The sequence below is a fragment of the Pseudomonas sp. MCal1 genome (assembly GCF_026341415.1).
In the GTDB taxonomy this organism is placed as follows: domain Bacteria; phylum Pseudomonadota; class Gammaproteobacteria; order Pseudomonadales; family Pseudomonadaceae; genus Aquipseudomonas.
This window is the reverse complement of sequence record NZ_JAKUMP010000007.1, coordinates 226,725-244,828: the sequence shown is the minus strand read 5'-3', so window position 1 is coordinate 244,828 and position 18,104 is coordinate 226,725. Positions and strand designations below refer to the sequence as shown.

The 18,104-nt window shown below is 57.9% G+C and carries 18 protein-coding genes and 1 tRNA gene; 17 read left to right on the top strand and 2 right to left on the bottom strand.

All coding sequences use genetic code 11. The annotated features are described in order from the left end of the window. Positions 1 to 135: 135 nt before the first annotated feature. The 17 genes from MKZ87_RS13985 (at position 136) to MKZ87_RS13905 (ending at position 15,529) form a co-directional block, all read left to right on the top strand. A complete protein-coding gene (locus MKZ87_RS13985; RefSeq protein ID WP_085698053.1) occupies positions 136 to 2,361 on the top strand; it encodes an AsmA family protein in 2,226 nt (741 codons plus the stop codon). Next, on the top strand, positions 2,358 to 3,425 hold the full coding sequence (gene mutY, locus MKZ87_RS13980) for an A/G-specific adenine glycosylase (RefSeq protein WP_085702710.1): 1,068 nt from the start codon (positions 2,358 to 2,360) through the stop codon (positions 3,423 to 3,425). Before MKZ87_RS13985 ends, mutY begins: the two co-directional genes overlap by 4 nt. After that, positions 3,422 to 3,694: an oxidative damage protection protein gene (locus MKZ87_RS13975; RefSeq protein WP_007952551.1), complete on the top strand. Its 273-nt coding sequence runs from the start codon at positions 3,422 to 3,424 to the stop codon at positions 3,692 to 3,694. The genes mutY and MKZ87_RS13975 overlap by 4 nt, the downstream gene beginning before the upstream one ends. Positions 3,695 to 3,785: 91 nt before the next feature. Continuing rightward, a tRNA-Phe gene (locus MKZ87_RS13970) sits at positions 3,786 to 3,861 on the top strand. A 210-nt stretch (positions 3,862 to 4,071) separates the two neighbouring features. Continuing rightward, positions 4,072 to 5,277, top strand: coding sequence for a tyrosine-type recombinase/integrase (locus MKZ87_RS13965; RefSeq protein ID WP_266201137.1), 1,206 nt, complete (start codon positions 4,072 to 4,074; stop codon positions 5,275 to 5,277). Positions 5,278 to 5,438: 161 nt separating this feature from the next. Continuing rightward, positions 5,439 to 6,407: a hypothetical protein gene (locus MKZ87_RS13960; RefSeq protein ID WP_266201136.1), complete on the top strand. Its 969-nt coding sequence runs from the start codon at positions 5,439 to 5,441 to the stop codon at positions 6,405 to 6,407. Positions 6,408 to 6,524: 117 nt separating this feature from the next. After that, on the top strand, positions 6,525 to 6,776 hold the full coding sequence (locus tag MKZ87_RS13955) for a helix-turn-helix transcriptional regulator (RefSeq protein ID WP_266201135.1): 252 nt from the start codon (positions 6,525 to 6,527) through the stop codon (positions 6,774 to 6,776). A gap of 1 nt (position 6,777) precedes the next feature. Beyond that, complete coding sequence (locus tag MKZ87_RS13950) at positions 6,778 to 7,089, top strand: helix-turn-helix domain-containing protein (protein ID WP_266201133.1); 312 nt, start codon at positions 6,778 to 6,780, stop codon at positions 7,087 to 7,089. Then, positions 7,086 to 7,760: a KilA-N domain-containing protein gene (locus MKZ87_RS13945; protein ID WP_266201131.1), complete on the top strand. Its 675-nt coding sequence runs from the start codon at positions 7,086 to 7,088 to the stop codon at positions 7,758 to 7,760. The genes MKZ87_RS13950 and MKZ87_RS13945 overlap by 4 nt, the downstream gene beginning before the upstream one ends. Before the next feature lie 705 nt (positions 7,761 to 8,465). After that, positions 8,466 to 8,660 (top strand): hypothetical protein, encoded by a 195-nt coding sequence (locus MKZ87_RS13940; RefSeq protein WP_266201129.1) that lies wholly within the window; start codon positions 8,466 to 8,468, stop codon positions 8,658 to 8,660. Beyond that, positions 8,657 to 9,181, top strand: coding sequence for a hypothetical protein (locus MKZ87_RS13935; protein WP_266201128.1), 525 nt, complete (start codon positions 8,657 to 8,659; stop codon positions 9,179 to 9,181). The genes MKZ87_RS13940 and MKZ87_RS13935 overlap by 4 nt, the downstream gene beginning before the upstream one ends. A gap of 28 nt (positions 9,182 to 9,209) precedes the next feature. Then, positions 9,210 to 9,485 (top strand): hypothetical protein, encoded by a 276-nt coding sequence (locus tag MKZ87_RS13930; RefSeq protein ID WP_266201126.1) that lies wholly within the window; start codon positions 9,210 to 9,212, stop codon positions 9,483 to 9,485. A gap of 68 nt (positions 9,486 to 9,553) precedes the next feature. Further along, positions 9,554 to 10,534 (top strand): hypothetical protein, encoded by a 981-nt coding sequence (locus MKZ87_RS13925; RefSeq protein ID WP_266201125.1) that lies wholly within the window; start codon positions 9,554 to 9,556, stop codon positions 10,532 to 10,534. Positions 10,535 to 10,636: 102 nt separating this feature from the next. Beyond that, complete coding sequence (locus tag MKZ87_RS13920) at positions 10,637 to 10,774, top strand: hypothetical protein (RefSeq protein WP_266201124.1); 138 nt, start codon at positions 10,637 to 10,639, stop codon at positions 10,772 to 10,774. A 493-nt stretch (positions 10,775 to 11,267) separates the two neighbouring features. Continuing rightward, the gene (locus tag MKZ87_RS13915; protein ID WP_266201122.1) at positions 11,268 to 11,438 is read left to right on the top strand and encodes a hypothetical protein; all 171 of its coding nucleotides are present in this window, start codon (positions 11,268 to 11,270) and stop codon (positions 11,436 to 11,438) included. A gap of 90 nt (positions 11,439 to 11,528) precedes the next feature. After that, the gene (locus MKZ87_RS13910; RefSeq protein WP_266201120.1) at positions 11,529 to 12,899 is read left to right on the top strand and encodes a hypothetical protein; all 1,371 of its coding nucleotides are present in this window, start codon (positions 11,529 to 11,531) and stop codon (positions 12,897 to 12,899) included. Beyond that, positions 12,899 to 15,529 (top strand): lytic transglycosylase domain-containing protein, encoded by a 2,631-nt coding sequence (locus tag MKZ87_RS13905; protein ID WP_266201118.1) that lies wholly within the window; start codon positions 12,899 to 12,901, stop codon positions 15,527 to 15,529. The genes MKZ87_RS13910 and MKZ87_RS13905 overlap by 1 nt, the downstream gene beginning before the upstream one ends. Positions 15,530 to 15,532: 3 nt before the next feature. Here MKZ87_RS13905 and MKZ87_RS13900 read toward each other — a convergent pair whose 3' ends face one another. Beyond that, complete coding sequence (locus MKZ87_RS13900) at positions 15,533 to 15,697, bottom strand: hypothetical protein (protein ID WP_262158834.1); 165 nt, start codon at positions 15,695 to 15,697, stop codon at positions 15,533 to 15,535. A gap of 698 nt (positions 15,698 to 16,395) precedes the next feature. Beyond that, positions 16,396 to 17,328, bottom strand: a complete 933-nt coding sequence (locus MKZ87_RS13895) for a hypothetical protein (protein WP_266201117.1) — start codon at positions 17,326 to 17,328, stop codon at positions 16,396 to 16,398. Positions 17,329 to 18,104: the final 776 nt, after the last annotated feature.

Below are 18,104 nucleotides of genomic sequence, written 5' to 3'. Positions count from 1 at the left end.
CCCCGATGCCGATCGTTGTCGAAGCGCTGTACATCACGGTTCAGCGGGCTGACGGGGCACCGCAACAGCGAGGGTTGATGCAGCGCTATACTCCCCGGCTAAATCACGAATTCGACTACTTACAAGGACTCGCCCATGAAAGCGTTCGGCAAAATCCTGGGTCTGGTACTTCTCGGGCTGTTGCTGATCATTGTGGCGGCGGGCTTCGCCCTGACCCACCTGTTTGATCCCAACGACTACAAAGACGAGATCCGCCAGATTGCCCGCGACAAGGCCCACATCGAGCTGACGCTCAATGGCGACATCGGCTGGAGCCTGTTCCCGTGGCTCGGCCTGGAACTGCACGAGGCCAGCGTCGCTACTCTGGCCAAGCCTGCCGAACCGTTTGCCGACCTACAGATGCTCGGCCTGTCCGTGCGCGTGTTGCCGCTGCTGCGCCGCGAAGTCCAGATGAGCGATGTGCGCGTCGAAGGCCTGAACCTGCGCCTGAATCGTGACAAGAATGGTCATGGCAACTGGGAAGACATCGGCAAGGTGCCGCCCAAGGCCGGCAGCACACCGGCACCGACCACCACCGCCGAAACCGCACCCGAGACCACCCCGCAACCGGAAAAACCGGCCCAGCCGATCCGCCTCGACATCGACAGCCTGACCGTCAACAACGCCCGCGTGGAATACAACGACGAGCTGACCGGCAAGCAATTCAGCGCCGAAAGCATTCAGCTGAGCACCGGCGCGGTCCACGATTCGACCAACATCCCGGTCAAGGCCACCGCATTTCTCGGCACCAATCAGCCAGTGCTGCGGGTGCGCACCGAGCTTAACGGCGAGCTGCGCTTCGAGCGCGCCCTGCAACGCTACAAGTTCGAAGACCTTAAGCTTTCCGGCGAAGTCGCCGGCGATCCGCTGCAAGGCAAAACCGTGACCTTCGCCGCCCAAGGCCAGTTGTTGCTGGACAAGGCCGCCAACGTCGCCGAATGGACCGGCATCAAGCTGTCGGTCAATCAGCTGCGTGCCTTGGGCGAGCTGAAAGCCAACGACCTGGACAAGACGCCACAGATCACCGGCGGGATTTCCATTGCCCAGTTCGACCTGGCGAAATTCGTCGACAGCATCGGTCAGACCTTGCCAGCCATGGCAGAAGGCAGCCTGAGCAAGGTTGAACTGGTCAGCCGTGTCGCCGCGACGCCGACCAGCGTTTCGCTGGACAACATCAACCTGAAACTCGACGACAGCAGCTTCAGCGGCCGCATCGCCGTCGAAGACTTTGCCAAACAATCATTGCGGGCGATCCTCAAGGCCGACACCTTCAATGTCGACCGCTACCTGCCGCCGAAATCGGAGAAAGCCAACAACGCCACCCAGGTCCGCCAGGCCGAAGTTGCCAACACCGAGGCCGATGCGATGGCCGGTGCCGGCAGCACACCGCTGCCGGAAAAACCGAGCAAAAGCGCCTGGAGCACCGAGCGCCTGTTCCCGGTTGAGCGCCTGAGCAAACTCGACGTAAACGCCGACCTGACCTTCGGCCAGTTGACCCTCGACAAGCTGCCGATCCAGAACGCCGCACTGAAAGCCACCGGCCAGGGCGGCCTGCTGACCCTGGAAAATCTGCGCGGCGAGCTGTACAACGGCGACTTCGAAGCCAAGGGCACGCTGGATGTGCGCCAGACAGCGCCGGTGCTGAACCTGCAAACCCGGATCAACCGGGTGCCGGTGGAGAAAATCCTCGAAAGCCAGGGCAAGAATCCGCCGGTCAAAGGTCTGGTCAATCTCACCAGTACCGTCACCGGCAGCGGCAACAGCCAGCAGGCGCTGATCGACACCCTCAACGGCAACGCCAGTTTTGTGATCAACAATGGCGTATTGCTCAACGCCAACCTTGAGCAGCAACTGTGCAAGGGCATCGCCACGCTCAACCGCAAATCCCTGAGCGGTGAGCCGCGCGGCAAGGACACGCCGTTCCAGGAACTCAAGGGCAACCTCACCTTCCGCAACGGCGTGGCCAGCAACCCGGACTTGAAAGTGCGCATCCCCGGCATGAGCGTCAACGGTGACGGCGATATCGACCTCAAGGTGCTGGGCATGGATTACCGCGTCGGCATCATCGTCGAAGGCGATACCAGTGCCATGCCGGATCCGGCCTGCCAGGTCGGCGAGAAGTTCGTCGGCATCGAATGGCCGCTGCGCTGCCGTGGCCCGCTGGAACTGGGCGCCAAGGCCTGCCGCGTGGACAACGAGCGCCTGGGCCAGGTCGCGACCAAAATGGCCGGCGACAAGCTCAGCGAAAAAATCGACGAGAAACTGGGCGACAAAGTCAGCCCGGAACTGAAAAACGCATTGAAGGGGCTGTTCAAGCGATGAGAGCGGAGCAGTTTTCCACGGCGGTGCTGGAATGGTTCGACCGCCACGGCCGCCATGATTTGCCCTGGCAACAGAACATCAACCCGTACCGGGTGTGGGTGTCCGAGATCATGTTGCAGCAGACCCAGGTCAGCACCGTGCTCAATTACTTCGACCGCTTCATGGCCGCGCTGCCGACGGTCGAAGCCCTGGCCGAAGCGCCGGAGGATGAAGTGCTGCACTTGTGGACGGGCCTGGGTTACTACACCCGCGCGCGCAATCTGCAGAAGACCGCGAAGATCGTCGTCAGCCAGTACGGCGGCGAGTTTCCCCGGGATGTCGAGAAGCTCACCGAACTGCCGGGCATTGGCCTGTCCACGGCCGGCGCGATCGCCAGCATCAGCATGGGCCTGCGTGCGCCGATTCTCGACGGCAACGTCAAACGGGTGCTGGCGCGCTTTACCGCGCAAGAAGGCTACCCCGGCGAGCCTAAGGTCGCGAAACAGCTGTGGGCCAACGCCGAGCGCTTCACGCCGCAGGATCGGGTCAACGCCTACACCCAGGCGATGATGGACCTGGGCGCCACGCTGTGCACCCGTAGTAAACCGAGCTGCCTGCTGTGTCCGCTGAAAAAGGGCTGTGAAGCGCACCTGCTCGGCCTGGAGACGCGTTACCCGATCCCCAAGCCGCGCAAGGCCATCCCGCAGAAACGCACGCTGATGCCGCTGTTGGCCAACGAGAACGGCGCAATTCTGCTTTATCGTCGACCGTCCAGCGGATTGTGGGGCGGTTTGTGGAGCCTGCCGGAGCTCGATGACCTCGACGACCTGCAACACCTCGCCGCGCAGCACTCGCTGGAACTGGGCGAGCAGCAGGCGCTGCCGAGCCTTGTCCACACATTCAGCCACTTCCAGCTGTCCATCGAACCCTGGCTGGTTCAGGTGCAGGAGGTCGGCGGTCACGTGGCCGAGGCCGACTGGCTCTGGTATAACCTCGCCACCCCGCCGCGCCTGGGCCTCGCCGCCCCGGTCAAGACCTTGCTCGAACGCGCGGCCGCCGTCTTGAATGCAGGAGAGTCGACATGACCCGCACCGTAATGTGCCGCAAATACAAAGAACAACTCGAAGGTCTGGAGCGCCCACCGTACCCGGGCGCCAAGGGCCAGGACATTTTCGAACACGTCTCGGCCAAGGCCTGGGCCGACTGGCAGAAACACCAGACCCTGCTGATCAACGAAAAACGCCTGAACATGATGAACGCCGAAGACCGCAAATTTCTTCAGGGCGAAATGGACAAGTACTTCTCCGGCGAGGAATACGCTCAGGCCGAAGGCTACGTTCCGCCAGCCGAATAACCCCCGGATTTCGTAAGCGACGGAATTAATTTAAGAAATTTTAAAAAAGTCGTTGACGCAAATCCGAAAAACCCTTTTAATGCGCCCCGTTGCCCAGATAGCTCAGTCGGTAGAGCAGGGGATTGAAAATCCCCGTGTCGGCGGTTCGATTCCGTCTCTGGGCACCACCTTTCGTTTTCAGGTGATGCCAAGCACACCTGAAAGCACACAAGAAACCCGCCTAGTGCGGGTTTTTTGCTTTCTACGGTTTCCAACCGTTCCCTTGTAAGCCCAAATATATGTGAGTAGATTCGCGAGTAGATGCAGTTCGGTCTAGAAATCTACTCACACCGCGGCGGCAAATTGCCCTCCTGGTGCGGCCTGCAAGGGGGGCTGCTATGCCACTGTCAGATACCACCATCCGCACCGCCAAACCGAAGGAAAAGCTTTACCGGCTGACCGACTCCAATGGCCTATGCCTTGAAGTCACCCCGACGGGCTCAAAGCTCTGGCGCTACCGCTACCGCTTCAACGGCAGCGCGAAGATGTTGGCGCTCGGCGCATACCCTGCGGTCACCCTTCTGAAAGCCCGTCAGCTTCGCGATGGAGCGCGCCAGCTACTAATTGAGGGCACCGACCCGGGCGAGCAGAAGAAAACGGCCAAGCAAGCGCAGAAGGTCGAAGGGCTGACTTTCGAGACGCTGTCGCGAGAATGGTTTGCCTACAATGCTCCCCGGTGGGCTGAGAGCACTACCTACAAGGCCAAGCTGTACCTGGAGAATGATTTGATTCCGGGTATCGGCGCCCGCCCGGTAAGAGCAATCACCCGGCCCGATCTGGTGGAACTGGTGCGCAAGGTGGAAGCCAGGGGCACACTGAATGCCGCAGGCAAGATCCGCCAATGGCTACACCAGATATTCCGGTACGGACTGGCCAAGGGCGTCATAGAGGTCAATCCGGCCACCGACCTCAACGTGGTAGCTGCGCCGACTAAAGCTGCCCGCCATCACCCACACATCACTTTTGCCGAATTGCCCGAGCTCTTGGCCAAGAGCGAAGCCGCGAATATCCATTTACTGACTCGGCACGCCATTCGCCTACTGGCGCTGACGGCCGTTCGCCCTGGTGAACTTCGCCAAGCGCCCTGGGCAGAGTTCGACCTGGATGCCGCTCTCTGGACAATTCCCGCCGAACGCATGAAAGCCCGCCGCCCTCATATCGTCCCGCTGCCCCGCCAGGTCGTCACCATCCTGCGCCAGCTGCATGAGATCACTGGACGCTACACGCTGGTCTTTGCTGGCACCAATCCAGAACGACCTATGAGCGAGAACACCGTCAACAAAGCACTGCGAGTAATTGGTTACGAAGGTCGGCAGACCGGCCATGGTTTTCGTCACCTGTTAAGCACCGAGTTAAATGGTCGCGGGTACAACAAGGATTGGATCGAGCGCCAGCTTGCCCACGGCGACAGTAACGAGATTCGCGGTACATACAACCATGCGACCTATGTCGAGCAGCGTCGAGAAATGATGCAGGCATGGGCTGACTCGATCGACGCCCTATGCGCCGGCACCAGTGTAGTGAGCATTAAGCGTAAAGCGTAGTTCCTAGGATGCGCGAGGATGGCTTGGGTCTGGTCGGGCTTTGCTGATAACATAATGGCCAACGCTGGATATTCATACAGCATAGAATACCAGCCAGATGTTCCCATCCAGTCGGCCAGTCGCCAGACCGACCCCAAAAAGTGTGCGGACAGGGCAACTAAATGCTTCCACGTGGAGAGTACATACCGCTTGAAAGCGCTATAGCCTCACTCAGGCGCGAATTCCCGGAGGCGTTAAAGGCCATTGCCAAGGCCATTAACTCATTTGATCCTCGCACTGAGTTCGACCGCGAAACCATCACCGGATCAAAATACGGGAACAGCATTCCAGGCTTCGCCCTTACCTACGGGCAGCTTGGCGCATATCTAGATATAGCCGTAAGCAAGTACGCCTCGGTCCTTATCGAAACCGAAGTTGGCGTTATTGAGTCTTCGCACGTCGCAGTCAATCGCGAGTGGTTGCTTAATCAGCGCGAGTACGCCGCACACCAACCAGAGGTTATACGAGAGGTAGCGCTACGATCGTATGCCTCGAAAGGCGCGACAGTAACTCCGATCCTGCCGCAGCTTGAGGATCAAACTCCGGAGGTCGCCCGCACCGAGCTTCGCAAGCTCAAAATTCGTATAGAACGAAATCTGACGATTGGATCTGATGACCAGCGAGATAGAGAGATAGAGCGCTTACAGGGACTGCTCGATATTTCTAACGCTGATAAAGTGGCGGCGACTGACGAAAAAACCGCCCTCGCTCGAATGGTCAAAACTTTAACTATTGAGAATGATCAGCTACGGAAAGCCCGCGCCCAAACTGCCCAGCCATTTGTATCAGTACAACCAACTGCGTCCAAAGCAAAAAAGCACACACCTACCAACGTAGAAATTTTCAATGAAGAAGTGAGAGCGACCAGAAAGGCAGTCGCTGAGCGTGCTCGCCCGTTGTGGCTTCACGAAGACTTTGCCGATCATCGGACCATGGATATGGTTCGCACGATTAGGTGTCTAGCTGAAACGGAGCCGATGGGCAGGCTGCCGGAGACGGATGAAGTCCTTGCTCGATGGCTATCAGAAGACGCGGCGCCACCTTTTGCAAAGCGGCCTGGACGTCCGCGCAAGGAAAAATCAAAAAAATAAATCACACGCCCGGCCGGATAACAGAATATCCGGTGCCGCTCAGCAATTTTAACCCCGCGTACTCCCTGCCAGCATTGCCTTCGTCGATTACCAATAACGCCCTAGGAGGCGCAGACGATGGCAACTCAAGCCCACTCCAGCCGCAAATCTGAACATCTGATTACCGCGGGCGATCAGCCCATGCGTTTTATCAAGCTGGGCACCGTTAAAACTTTGACAACTCTTTCCACATCCGAAATCTACCGCCGCATTGCATCGGGACGCTTCCCCAAGCAAGTAATGCTCGGGCCAAAGTCCGTCGTTTGGATCGAGGCCGAGGTCATTGCGTGGTGCGACTCCCTCATCGCGTCGCGAGTGGAGGCAGCCTAATATGAGCTCAAAAAAAATGGCCGACCAACAGGCCAGCCACGAAAGATCTCCCTGTAATGATATCAGCGATACCAGCAACCGTGCGCAGAACAATCGGCTTGCAGTTCGTATGGAGCAAGGCTCTATAGATACCTTCACCATCATGCGCGAGCTGAACATCTGCCGCCCTGGTGCGCGTATCTGCGACTTGAGAAACGCTGGTTACAAGATCATCACCAACCGCATTGTGCTGATAGATGAATGGGGCCGCACCCACCGTCGCGTTGCCCTGTACACCCTGATCGCCAAACCTGGCGTGAAGGTGGCAGCATGACGGCCAAGATCATCCCCTTCAACTACGAAGGCCAGGCCGTGCGCTTCAATGCAGACGGCTGGCTTCACGCAACTGAGATCGCGGAGCGCTTCGGCAAAGAGCCTGCGCAATGGTTGCGCCTCGACTCGACCAAGGAATACATCGAGCGCCTATCTGAGTGCATGCAGAAAAGTAATGTGGAGAAATCACACATTACCCTGGTGAAGACTCGGCGCGGCAATACTGCAACTAGCGGGACTTGGTTGCATCCAAAACTGGCGGTGAAGTTCGCCCGCTGGCTTTCCGTGGACTTTGAAATTTGGTGTGACGAACAGATTGACGCCTTGCTGCGCGGCGAGTCAAAGCCCTGGGCGAGCACCCGCCGCGAGGCTGCAATCTGCCACAAAGCTGTGTGTGACGCCGTCGCGCTCAACTGCGAAGCCCAAGGCAAGACGCCACAGCGATACCATTTCATCAACGAGGCGCGGCTTATCAACGAGGTCATCACGGGAGCTTTCACTGGCCGCAACCGTGACCTGCTGAGCGCAGGGGAACTAGAGCTTGTCACCATGGTAGAGATCCGCGACGTACTACTCATGGGCCAAGGACTAAGCTTTGCCGAGCGCAAGGTGCTATTGCTTCAATACGTCCGTGACCAGCAGAGCAAGCACCCGCGGAGGATTGCTGTATGACCCTCATGCCTTGCGATCAATGGTCTATAACTTCTCTTGCCAGCCAGCACGCCCGCCGGTATTGTTCAAATTGTCACATTGCTGACAACGACCTTGGCGGGTCGAATAGTAAAGGCGCAACAGCGCCCCCATTACGATTGCAGGCGCTTTTTTTACGCCCGCATTCTCGTGTTATGGCGGGTTGCGCAGGAGCACCTTCGGGTGCGTCGGGCTCCTTTACCCCGATCCGCCAATCCTGTGCGACTCGCCACCCTTCCCTGCTTGGCGGCAGAAAGGAGTGGCTCCAAAGTAAAGGAGCTACACCCATGAAACACGCCATCACTCCGTCCGTAATCCGCGCTTTTGCTCACCGCCGCATGGCCCTGAGCGCTTTGCGCGCCAACTCATCACTGCCCGCTCGTCTAGCCCGCTACAACGCTCACATGGCCAAAGCTCGCGCCTTACAAGCGCAAGGCGGTGCGCTATGAGAGGCCCTACTACCACCCCGAAGGAAATAGCCGCTGCGGCCCTTGATCAGCTCGACGTATGCCTGAATACGCTGAGCCAACTCGAGTCACTGTTATGGACGTTGAAATCCAATCTCGGCGCGAGCCATAACAGTCGGATTGCCGCTCTAGGTGCCGCTACGGCGCTCGATATTGCCAGCTTGGTCGCCTCAGAAACTGAAGGTTGGCGCGCAGAGCTGGAAGCCTTGGGGGTGTCGAAATGAACACTCATGACTATTCCCTAGCCGAACTCCGCGACACGCTGACGCTGCTGGCCCTGGCCTCATCAATCGTGGCCAATCCGAATGTGCCGCAACCGATGGCGCGCGTTGTAGCCGTGATGTCTCAGCACACCGCAATGGCCTGGGCCGAACTTCTCGACGACTTGATCGCCGCGCAAGGGGGTGTCCAATGAGCAGCCTACTTTCAACTGCGCTCAACGCCGAACGGGAACACGCGGCTCAGTGGTGGGGTGTTCTCAATCAGTTACGCCTTTCCAGCGAGTTGCCGGACTGGGTTCGCGCCAAAGACATTGGTAGCGATACCGACTATCAGAAAGCGCTGATCGCGAGAAGCGACGTCAATCAGGCTCTGTTTGGCGTCGACGAGATCGAACCGTCAGAGGACCTAGAACCCCGCACCTACGAATGTCAGCGGCTCATTGATCTGATGGAGTTGGAGCGCACCCGCTACCTGACGTGGTGGACCATGCTCAGCGAAATGCGGGCACGTAAACAGCTACCGGATTGGGTTGTGACTAATCGCATAGCTAATGGGCCGGATCATGATCGGTGGACTGACAAATCGGCCCAAGTTAACCAGTTGCTGTTTGGTCAATCGCGCGTCCGCCACTTGGCAACGCAGCTCCGGTTGCCCGACGGGCCGCAGATCAATTCTCGCCAGCGCGCGGCATCGCTGACTCCCGTGAATTGCTGATTCGATAAAGGCTTAAAGGCTTAAGTACATGAAAATTCAAAATGTCGCGCACGCGTCCACGGGATCGGCTTGCCCGGAAAAAGCCAAAGAACTGTTTTACGTGACCCATCCGAAAGCGCTCAAGGCCTTGCTTGGCCCGTTCTTGACGGAGTCTGACGCCGAGTGCGGGCGCGTAGTTATGCGCAGCGTCGACGCTCAAGTGACAGCCTGTCTCGTGGAGTCAATCGACGACATCACGCACTGGCACGCCGTGAACAATGGACGGGTTTGCCGAATGTTCGTGGGGAGCGCCAGCCACGAATGACGCTACAATCACACGCAATAAGATTTTTGCTGACTAAAGGCCCCGATCAAGGAAAAGGATTTAGCTAAATGAACCATGGCAACTTTTTTGCGATAGGGGCTGATGAGTTTGCGGCTGCCTGTGATTTAGGAATAAAGCCGGCGGTCTCCCTGCTTGTATTGGCTCGAGGTACCGGAAAGGACAACGCGACTACCTCCTGGAGTGCCCAGGCTATTTTTGAAAAAACCGGCATAGCATGGCGCCGCGCGAAGGAGGCAATCGAGGCGCTTGTTGCGGCAGACATCGTCAAAGTGCTCAAGGCAGGGAAAAAGCCGCGCTACAAAATCAGCAAGCCAAAGGACGATGCAAAGCTCATCTGGCTCCCGAACGCACTGATCGACGGCGCCGGAGTTGAGGTTCCGCCGGTGACCAAGCTTCGGGAAACCGGAGAGTTGGTTCTGCTTCAGAAATTTGTCGAGTTGTATGCCGAGCACGACATCGACAACGACGGCGGCCTGCCAAGAAGCTTGGTTTGGCAGGCGTATTCCCGTGAAACGATTTGTCCTATTGGCCCATTCATCCTTTACGGCTTTGAGTCGAAAGAGACGAGGGCCAGAACCACCGGCTCGTTAGTGGTGCTCAGCGGCGAGGAGGATGCCGCTGGCAACAAAGGGGCTTGGATTGTGCTTTCGCCCCTTGAGAATCTTGGGCTTATACAGAAGGTCCGATACATGGCCGAATCTGACGAGCATGACTCAGAGCTCATCTACCCGGTAAACGATGAGACAAGCCAGGCTATTGGAACAATTCACAACTGGCTTGAAGAGAACGGCGGCGAGGGATTCGCCCGCCAGATTGGCTTCTACGATGCGATAGGGTTTGCTCCGAAGCACATAGGAAAGGCTGCCATGGTCGGCCTATACCGAATGACCTATAGACCAAAAACCGGCAAGACCTCTCGGTGGTGGGCGCTTGAACGAGATCAAACCGAGGCCATGGTGGCCAATGTTGAGGCGATCTGCAGGCCAAAGGGTGTCGTTGTTGATATCAAGGCTTTTAAAGGCTCTTAAAGGGATCTCAAAGCTAATCAAGTAACGTAAGTGTTGATATCAAGGTATATCAATTCGAGTAAGAGCAGCCGTGATTTGCAGCGAAGTACGGAGTACGGTCGAATGAGCTCATTGATCATCATGTGGAAGGCGATGAAGAATCGCGAAGAGGAAAAGCGGGTAATCAATGCGCGCAAGCTGGAAGCGCGAGTACTGCCAGGAGGATGTGTATTGATCCTGTTCCCGAGAAGCAGAACTTGATCGACACTGTGTGTGGATAGCTACACACCGTGTTGAAAACCACACACTGTGGCGGCTCCACCACATTCGTCACCCAGCTCGGGAAGTCGAGCAAAGGAGCAGGACTGTTGTACCGTCTGTGTAGTACTTGTCATGCCCTTGCGGAAGGACTAGTTGTGCTGGAAGAGAAGAACCAGTTGTGCCCTTTGGGCATATCGTTCAAGCCGAACTCTCTGGTTGCATCAACAAGGCAAGTACGCACCCACCCCACGTGAGCAGCACTCTCCACCTATTCCTATAGGCGCTACACCTGTGGCCAATACCTCAACCACGTCGTGCGCCGGCCGCCGGCCGCGACTGCCTGACTGGCGCAGAACTGCACGCTAGTCACGAAAAAACCCCGATGGAGTCGCCACAAGAATCGGACGATTGACACGCAAAAACACTGGTTAAATATACAGATAAGGCCAAATCTGCTAATATTAGGTTATAACCTTGCATCGGAGAATGAGTTATGAGCACCAAGACCCGAGGCCACCAAACCAAGCCAACCCGCGCGGAGATCACCGCCGCATATGAGCGCCTGCGTATCGCAGCGAACTCTGGAAGCGTGCAGGCGAATGCCGCACTGATCGCCTTGGCAGAACGCCGCCCTCTGCTTCCGATTGAGGGCTTTGTCGCATGACTCGTTCCCAACTTACCAGAGGCACTCAAGCCTCCCCTCTTCCGAGCCGTCAGCAAATGGTGGCCCAGCATCGCAACGCGTGGAGCTGATATGGACGGACTATTAGATTTTGTTAAAACGCCAGAAGGCCAGGGTCTGCTCTCGGCTGCATTCGGCGGTCTGGCTGGGGCGCGCCGTGGCGCGCCTGTAAACACGCTGGGCATCGCCGGTCTTGCAGGGCTGAGCGGCTACAGCAATGCTCAGCAACGCGGCGTAACCGAGCAGTATCGCAACATGCAAGCACAGCAGATTCAGGCGAGCCTGAAAAAGCAGCAGATGGCGATGGACATGGCTCAGCGCATGTTTGGCGGCCAGTCGGCGCCAGGAGCGTCGCAAGATGGTGCTATGCAGCCAGACAGCATGGCATCGTCCGGCGCCGCACCAAGTTCAATGCCTCAGTCCCAGGGTCGTCAACCTCAAAGCGCTTTCCCGCTCGGCCTGAACGACGTCGCAGCCTACAACATGCTGGACCTGCCAAACGGCTCGACCATTCTTGACCTCTACAAGCAGGCTAATAACCCGCAAGAGCGCAAAGGCGGCAACTATTACGTAGACCCGCGCACCGGCAAGCAGACCTACATGCCGAAAATGGCGGAAGGCGTGATGATGAACGAACAGGGGCAGGCCATGCCTGTGCCTGGCGCAGCGCAAGCGAATGCCGGCTACAAGGGCGCTGAAGCAGGTTCTGTAGCTGCGGCCCAATTCCCGTGGGCAGTCGGCCAAAAAGCCGCCGAGCAGCGCGGAGCCGCAAGTTACGACCCAATGAAGGTGATCGGCCAAGACGGAAACGAATACTTCGTGCCGCGACTCGACGTCGCGGCCGGCGCCGGGGGCGCTGCCCCTGGGCAAGGCGGCGGGTTCATGGCCGCACGCAATCCGATCAATCAATCTGCAACTCAAGACCTGAACAAGAACTGGATCACCAACACCTATCAGCCGACGCTGGATTCAGGGAAAAGCGCCGCCGACATGCGCAACTCGATCCAGTCAGCACGGAATATCGACCTGAGAACAGGGTATGGCACCGAAGCTAAAGCCCTGGGAGCCAACGTTCTAACAAGCCTAGGGATTGCCCCAAAAAATGCCGAGCTGTTCGCATCCAATGCGCAGAAGTTTCAGTCTGTGGCTATGGACCGCTTGCTGACGGTGCTTGGCGCTCAGAAAGGGCAACAGACCGAGGGAGACGCCGATCGGGCAAGCAAGACATTCGTCAGCCTCAAGAACACGCCGGAAGCGAATACTTTCATTCTGGATCTGGCAGAGGCGAAGGCCAACCAGGACGCTCGGAAAGCCCAGTTTTATCAGGACGCCCTCCCCCAAGCCCAGAAGGAAGGCGATCTAATGCGTATCGATCGTGAGTGGCGGAACATTCAGGGCTCTATCTGGAACGACCCGATACTCAGCCGCTGGCAGAAACGGTAATGGATCTCTTCGGCCAGCTTGAGAAGAACAAAGGACTGCCACCGGGCCTACTTGATGCGATGTGGTCGGCAGAGTCGAGTCGTGGCCAGAACATGCAATCCCCAAAGGGCGCGCAAGGTCACTTCGGGTTCATGCCCGCCACGGCAGCGCACTACGGCCTTCGCGACCCGAACAACCTGCAGCAGTCGGCCACCGCAGCAGCGAAAATGATTTCCGACATGGTGCAGCAGACCGGCAGCGTGCCCACGGCACTGGCGGCCTACAACTGGGGAATCGGCAACGTCCAGCGGAAAGGCATTGATGCTGCGCCGGCCGAGACCCGCAACTACATCCAGAAGGTGACCGCCAACATGCCCAAACAGGAACCGCAGGACGATGCCTGGGCTGCACTTCGCAGCAAATACAGTCAGCAGGCGCCACAGGCCCCCGCGCCAGAAGATGAGTGGAGCGCCCTCAGACAGAAGTACTCGATGCCGGAGCCGCAGCAGGCGCAGCTCGGAAGCTCTGCCCAACCCGGCCCATCTGATCAGCTCGCCCCGGTAATCTCGCAGCAGGCTCGCATCACTCCACCAGATCGCCTCGCCGGACGCAGTTGGCTGGAGCGCGGCACACTGGGCGCTGGCAAGGCTGTCGCTGACCTGATGGAAGGCGTGGGGCTTGGTGGAGTGCTCTGGCCTCGAGGATGGCAGCGCGCGCCTGGGTCGGACGACGATCTGATGTCTGACCCTGCCGGACTTGGCGGCAACATTGGCGGCCAGATTGGTCTGGCCTATCTCGGCGGTCGCGGGCTTCAAGCTGGGGGGAAAGCCATCCAGGCGGCGAGTGCGGCGCGTGCCATGCCGGCAGTGAAAACCGCAGGCGGGCTGGTAGAAGGCGCCGGGAATGCCCTCATAGCCCCAAAGAGCTATAAGCAAGCTGCTGGGGCCGGTGCAGCATTGGGCGCCTTGTCGCAGCCCGGAGACTTGCCTGAGCGAGCAGCCAATGCACTCACCGGCGCGGCTGGTGGCAGTGCAGGCCTAGCGATCGGGCGCGGCATCGGCAAGGTGGCTGGTGGAGTCAAAGCGATGATGACACCTGCCGCTCCGGTTGAAATGGAGATCTCGGCAAAGTTCGCTCAAAAAGGCATCGACTACAACGCTCTGCCGCAGGCTGTTAAAGCCCAGGTCATCAATATTGGCAAAAAATCCATGGAAGATGTGGACAAACTTGATCCTGTCCAGCTTGGGCGCATGGCTGACTTCAATGCCACCGGCATCAAGCCCACACGCGGATGGTTGAGCCGAGATCCAAAGCAGTGGTGGCTGGAAAACAATCTCAACACGGTAGATGACCAACTCAAAACGCGGTTCATGGATGCTCAGCAATCGCTGCTCTATGGCGTGAGAAAGGGCGCAGGCGAAGCAACGGATTATCAGCGCGGGCAAGCGCTGCAAAAGTCCGTGACCGACTATGACGCGGGACTGAAGGCCAAGGCCGACGATCTGTATCAAGCAGCTCGAAACACCGCCGGCCGAGATATCCCCCTCGACCCTCACAAGTTCGTCAACGACACCTCCGTGGAGCTTGATCAGCAGATGCTGGGCTCGAAGTTGCCGGCGGACACGCTGAGCTGGTTCCAGAAAGCGACCAACGGCAAAGAGCCATTCGACATGGGTACCGCTTTGCAGCGCCTACAAGCGCTGAACGGCAGGATTTACAGCACCAACGATCGTGCGGAAGCCGTGGCGCTCGGGATCGTCAAAAAGCACCTGATCAATGCGATCGACAATGGCGAGACGGCGGCATTCAACCCAGCACCGGGCATGCGCAGTCCCAACTCGGTCCCCGGCGATTCGAGGCAGCCGTTCACTGCTGCGCAAATTGGCGGACAGGCAAGGCTTCCAAGCGCAGCACAAGGCTTCAATGAAGGTTCAATAGCCCCATTCCAAGGTGGTGTTGGTCCTGTCGGCGCAGGTCAGGCAGACGAGCAAGCGATCCCGGGTATTGCAGAGGCGTTTCGCTCTGCGCGCTCGGCCGCAGCTGATCGGTTCCGATTCCAAGAAGCCAGCCCATTGATCGAGAAGGTCTTGAAGGGCAACTACGCGCCCGAGGATCTGCCGGACATCGTCGGCAAAATGAAGATCGACCAACTCAAGGGATTGTCTCAACTAGAGAAGGATCGCGGCGTGCCGATCATGAGTTCGCTGCAGGATGCCGCCCGGGCTTATATCCGCGACTCGGCAACACTGCAGGGGGAAACGGGTGGCTCATTCACCATCAATGGGATGCGCAAGGCGCTCGACAGGATCGGCCCGGAAAAGGGGAAAGCACTTTTTGGGGCGGATGGCTGGGCTGAGTACCAAAGAATCTTGCGGGTTGGTGGCGCTATCAACAACCCACCGATGAAGCCGGCCGGGTCGACCACAGCACCGAACCTCCTGCGCTTCGCACAAACTCTCGGAAAACTCCCAATTCCGGGCGCCAAGGGGCTGCTCGACATCACGATCACTGCTGCCGGCAAGGCCAAGCAAATGTCTGATGTTGGCTCAGCGCTGAACCCGCCGTTAAACGTGACGGTGCCCAAGAAGCCACAATCAGGCTTGCTGCCATTGTTCATGGGGCCGGGACTGTTGGGGTTCTCGGAGCAGTAAAAACTAGTCTTCGTCAGGCTTGATTAGGACGATCTTCCTGATCAGGCTGCCCTTTGGCAGATACTTTTTGGCAAGGATGGTCAGCCAGTCTTCCAGCTTGACCAGCAACTGCACGCCGACGAGCACGGCGGCTATCTGAAGCACCTTCAACAAATGCTCATCAACCACACGAACCTCCTGAGCGTAATGCCTTCGCCTACCGGAGCGGTACCCGGCTCGTCATGAGTCTAGTCGCTCCGCAGGGCCAAGAAGGTCAACTAGATTGACCGTTAGTCGGGCAGGTCGCGTGCGGTAACCACTAAAGGTAACCACCTCGCTTGGTTACTCTCCGCTCCCCGTTCTGTTATCCACGGTTCAGGCGGATATTGGAGATAGTGACCAGGCGCGGTGACCAGCATCAGTGACCACCTACGCTTTCCCTGTCATCGTCGGCACAGGTACCCGTGACTTGTTGCCACTCAGGTTGCCAGGGTATTCCGAGTTTTTAGACTCCATAAAAAAGGAACCAGGCGCCCATACCGACGCCTTGTAACAAGGCAAGCTGTTACAGCCCCTGTTACAGCAAACCACGCTGTTTCACGTAGCGCTTCACGCACAGATATCGCGCACCCGAGCCGCGTAAAAAACCACAAAGTACGCAGGCTGGTACGCGCCATTAGTACGCGCTCTAGCGCGTACCGCTCAAGTTCGCATTCGAGGTTCGCACTTCTGGTTCGCACCCGACAGTGAGAACCCTGCTGTCGGTTACCAGCGCAGTTACCACGAAGAGTTACCAGAGCGGTCGGTTGCCAAGCGTCAAGTTTCCACTGTGGTTTCCACCGAAAGTTGCCATTCAGGACTGGCAACCAGACGACAAGCCAGCATATTCACTCGGAAGGCTGCGGTGGTGGCGATACCCATGACATCAGTGCCTCAACGCTGTCAGTGCTCGTGAGCAGTTTTTTGGCCTCGTGAACCTTTGCTAAAAGCTCTGCGCGAACGTCGCCATTCATATCAACCGAACGAGTGGCGATGTAGTCAAAAAAATCCTGCAGTTTTCTATCAGCACTCCACTTGTCGATGATCTTCAGTAGATTGCGTAGTGATTCTTCCCGGGCTTGGATGATCAGAGAGCGCTCGTAGCGCGCTGTCGCTATTGCGCGCTCAGCATCCCACCTCTTTCGCTCCTCTGCCGCCTGCCGGTCAGCCTCAGCAATCTGAGGCCCTAAGATTTTCGCCTGTTCCACCAAAGCCAATACGATGCCGTCGAGTTGTTTCAGAAGGCTGACTTTGTCCTCAGTCCAAGTACGAGCCCAGTCGACCCGCCCATAGGGGCTGTAAGCCCTAAGGCATAGTCGCTTGGAGGCGACACGCTGAGTACTTCGCCGGTAAAACGTCTTCGTCTTTCGGTCCCACAGCCCAGGTTTTAGCTCTTTAGCCTCCTTGACAGGCAAATACGCGCCATCGATGTAGACCATCTCCTTTTCGACCGTCGCCTCGTAGACAGTCAGGCCTATCCCTGCCTCGCAGATGAATACGATTGTTGGTCTAGCTGGCGCCCAGATGTTTGTTTCGAAAACCGATCGTTTCAGCCGTCCTTCCTCGTCTCCAAGCGCCTTACGTGTGAAGCCGCTCTCACCACAAGCGATTGAGATTCGACCACTCATCTCACGGAGACAGTTCGCAAGCTTCAGCAGAACTGATGCCGCCCTCTGAAGCGTGGGCTCAGTGACTACTAGGTCAGGGAGATTTCGCTTCGCGGGTTTGAGGTAGCCATCGCCAGCGACTCTGCCGCTCGTGAATGAATCCAGTGAGCCCATCACCATCGTGCGTCGGTCACGAGCTTTTTTCGGAGCGGCCTCAGACAGTCCAGTAACCGTTTTACGCGGCAATTGGTCACCCTTCCGCCACTCGACAGGATCGCCAGGTTGGGACTTAGGCAAAGGCGGAGCCTTTAGTTTCTTTCCCGATTGCTTCCTTGCCCAATAGCCTCGTGCTGGACAAGGTATGTTCAGGCGGCCGCAAACCCGCTTCAGGAATACCGCGGAAACTCCGTACTTGGGAGCGAGGGAGGTCATAGGTGTGGTCCAAACCTCGGAGTACAGGGTATCTCTGTGGACGCGATCTTGATCCATCTCCAGTTGCCTCTGAATTTCGCCCAGGAGGGAGATCACGCTGACAGTTTTCCCTTGGGGGGGTCAAAGCGGCAGCCGGGAAGTAATCCGTCTTAGGCCTTCTATCGCCTCAGCCAGAATTTGCGTCGAGACTGCGCTAAGTTTTCGCAGCCGCGACCTAGTGTCGGGCCGGCCAGCTTGGTATCCATTAACCATGGCCGCTCGCTGCGCCAAGCTGACAGTTACATTCATTCAGTGTTGAAATCTACACTCTGTGTAGATCCCTACGCGCGCCGCCCGCGTCCTCAAAACAGAGTGTTGAAAACGCCACTGTGTGGCACTATGACCACACTTTTCGAGCTGACGTGAAGTCGGTCTACCGGCACCTCCTCACGCCTCCTAAACCGGCTATACACAACCCCCCTGGCATCGCTTAAACAATGGCTATACACAACCCCCCAAGCACCGCGCATTTCGACCGG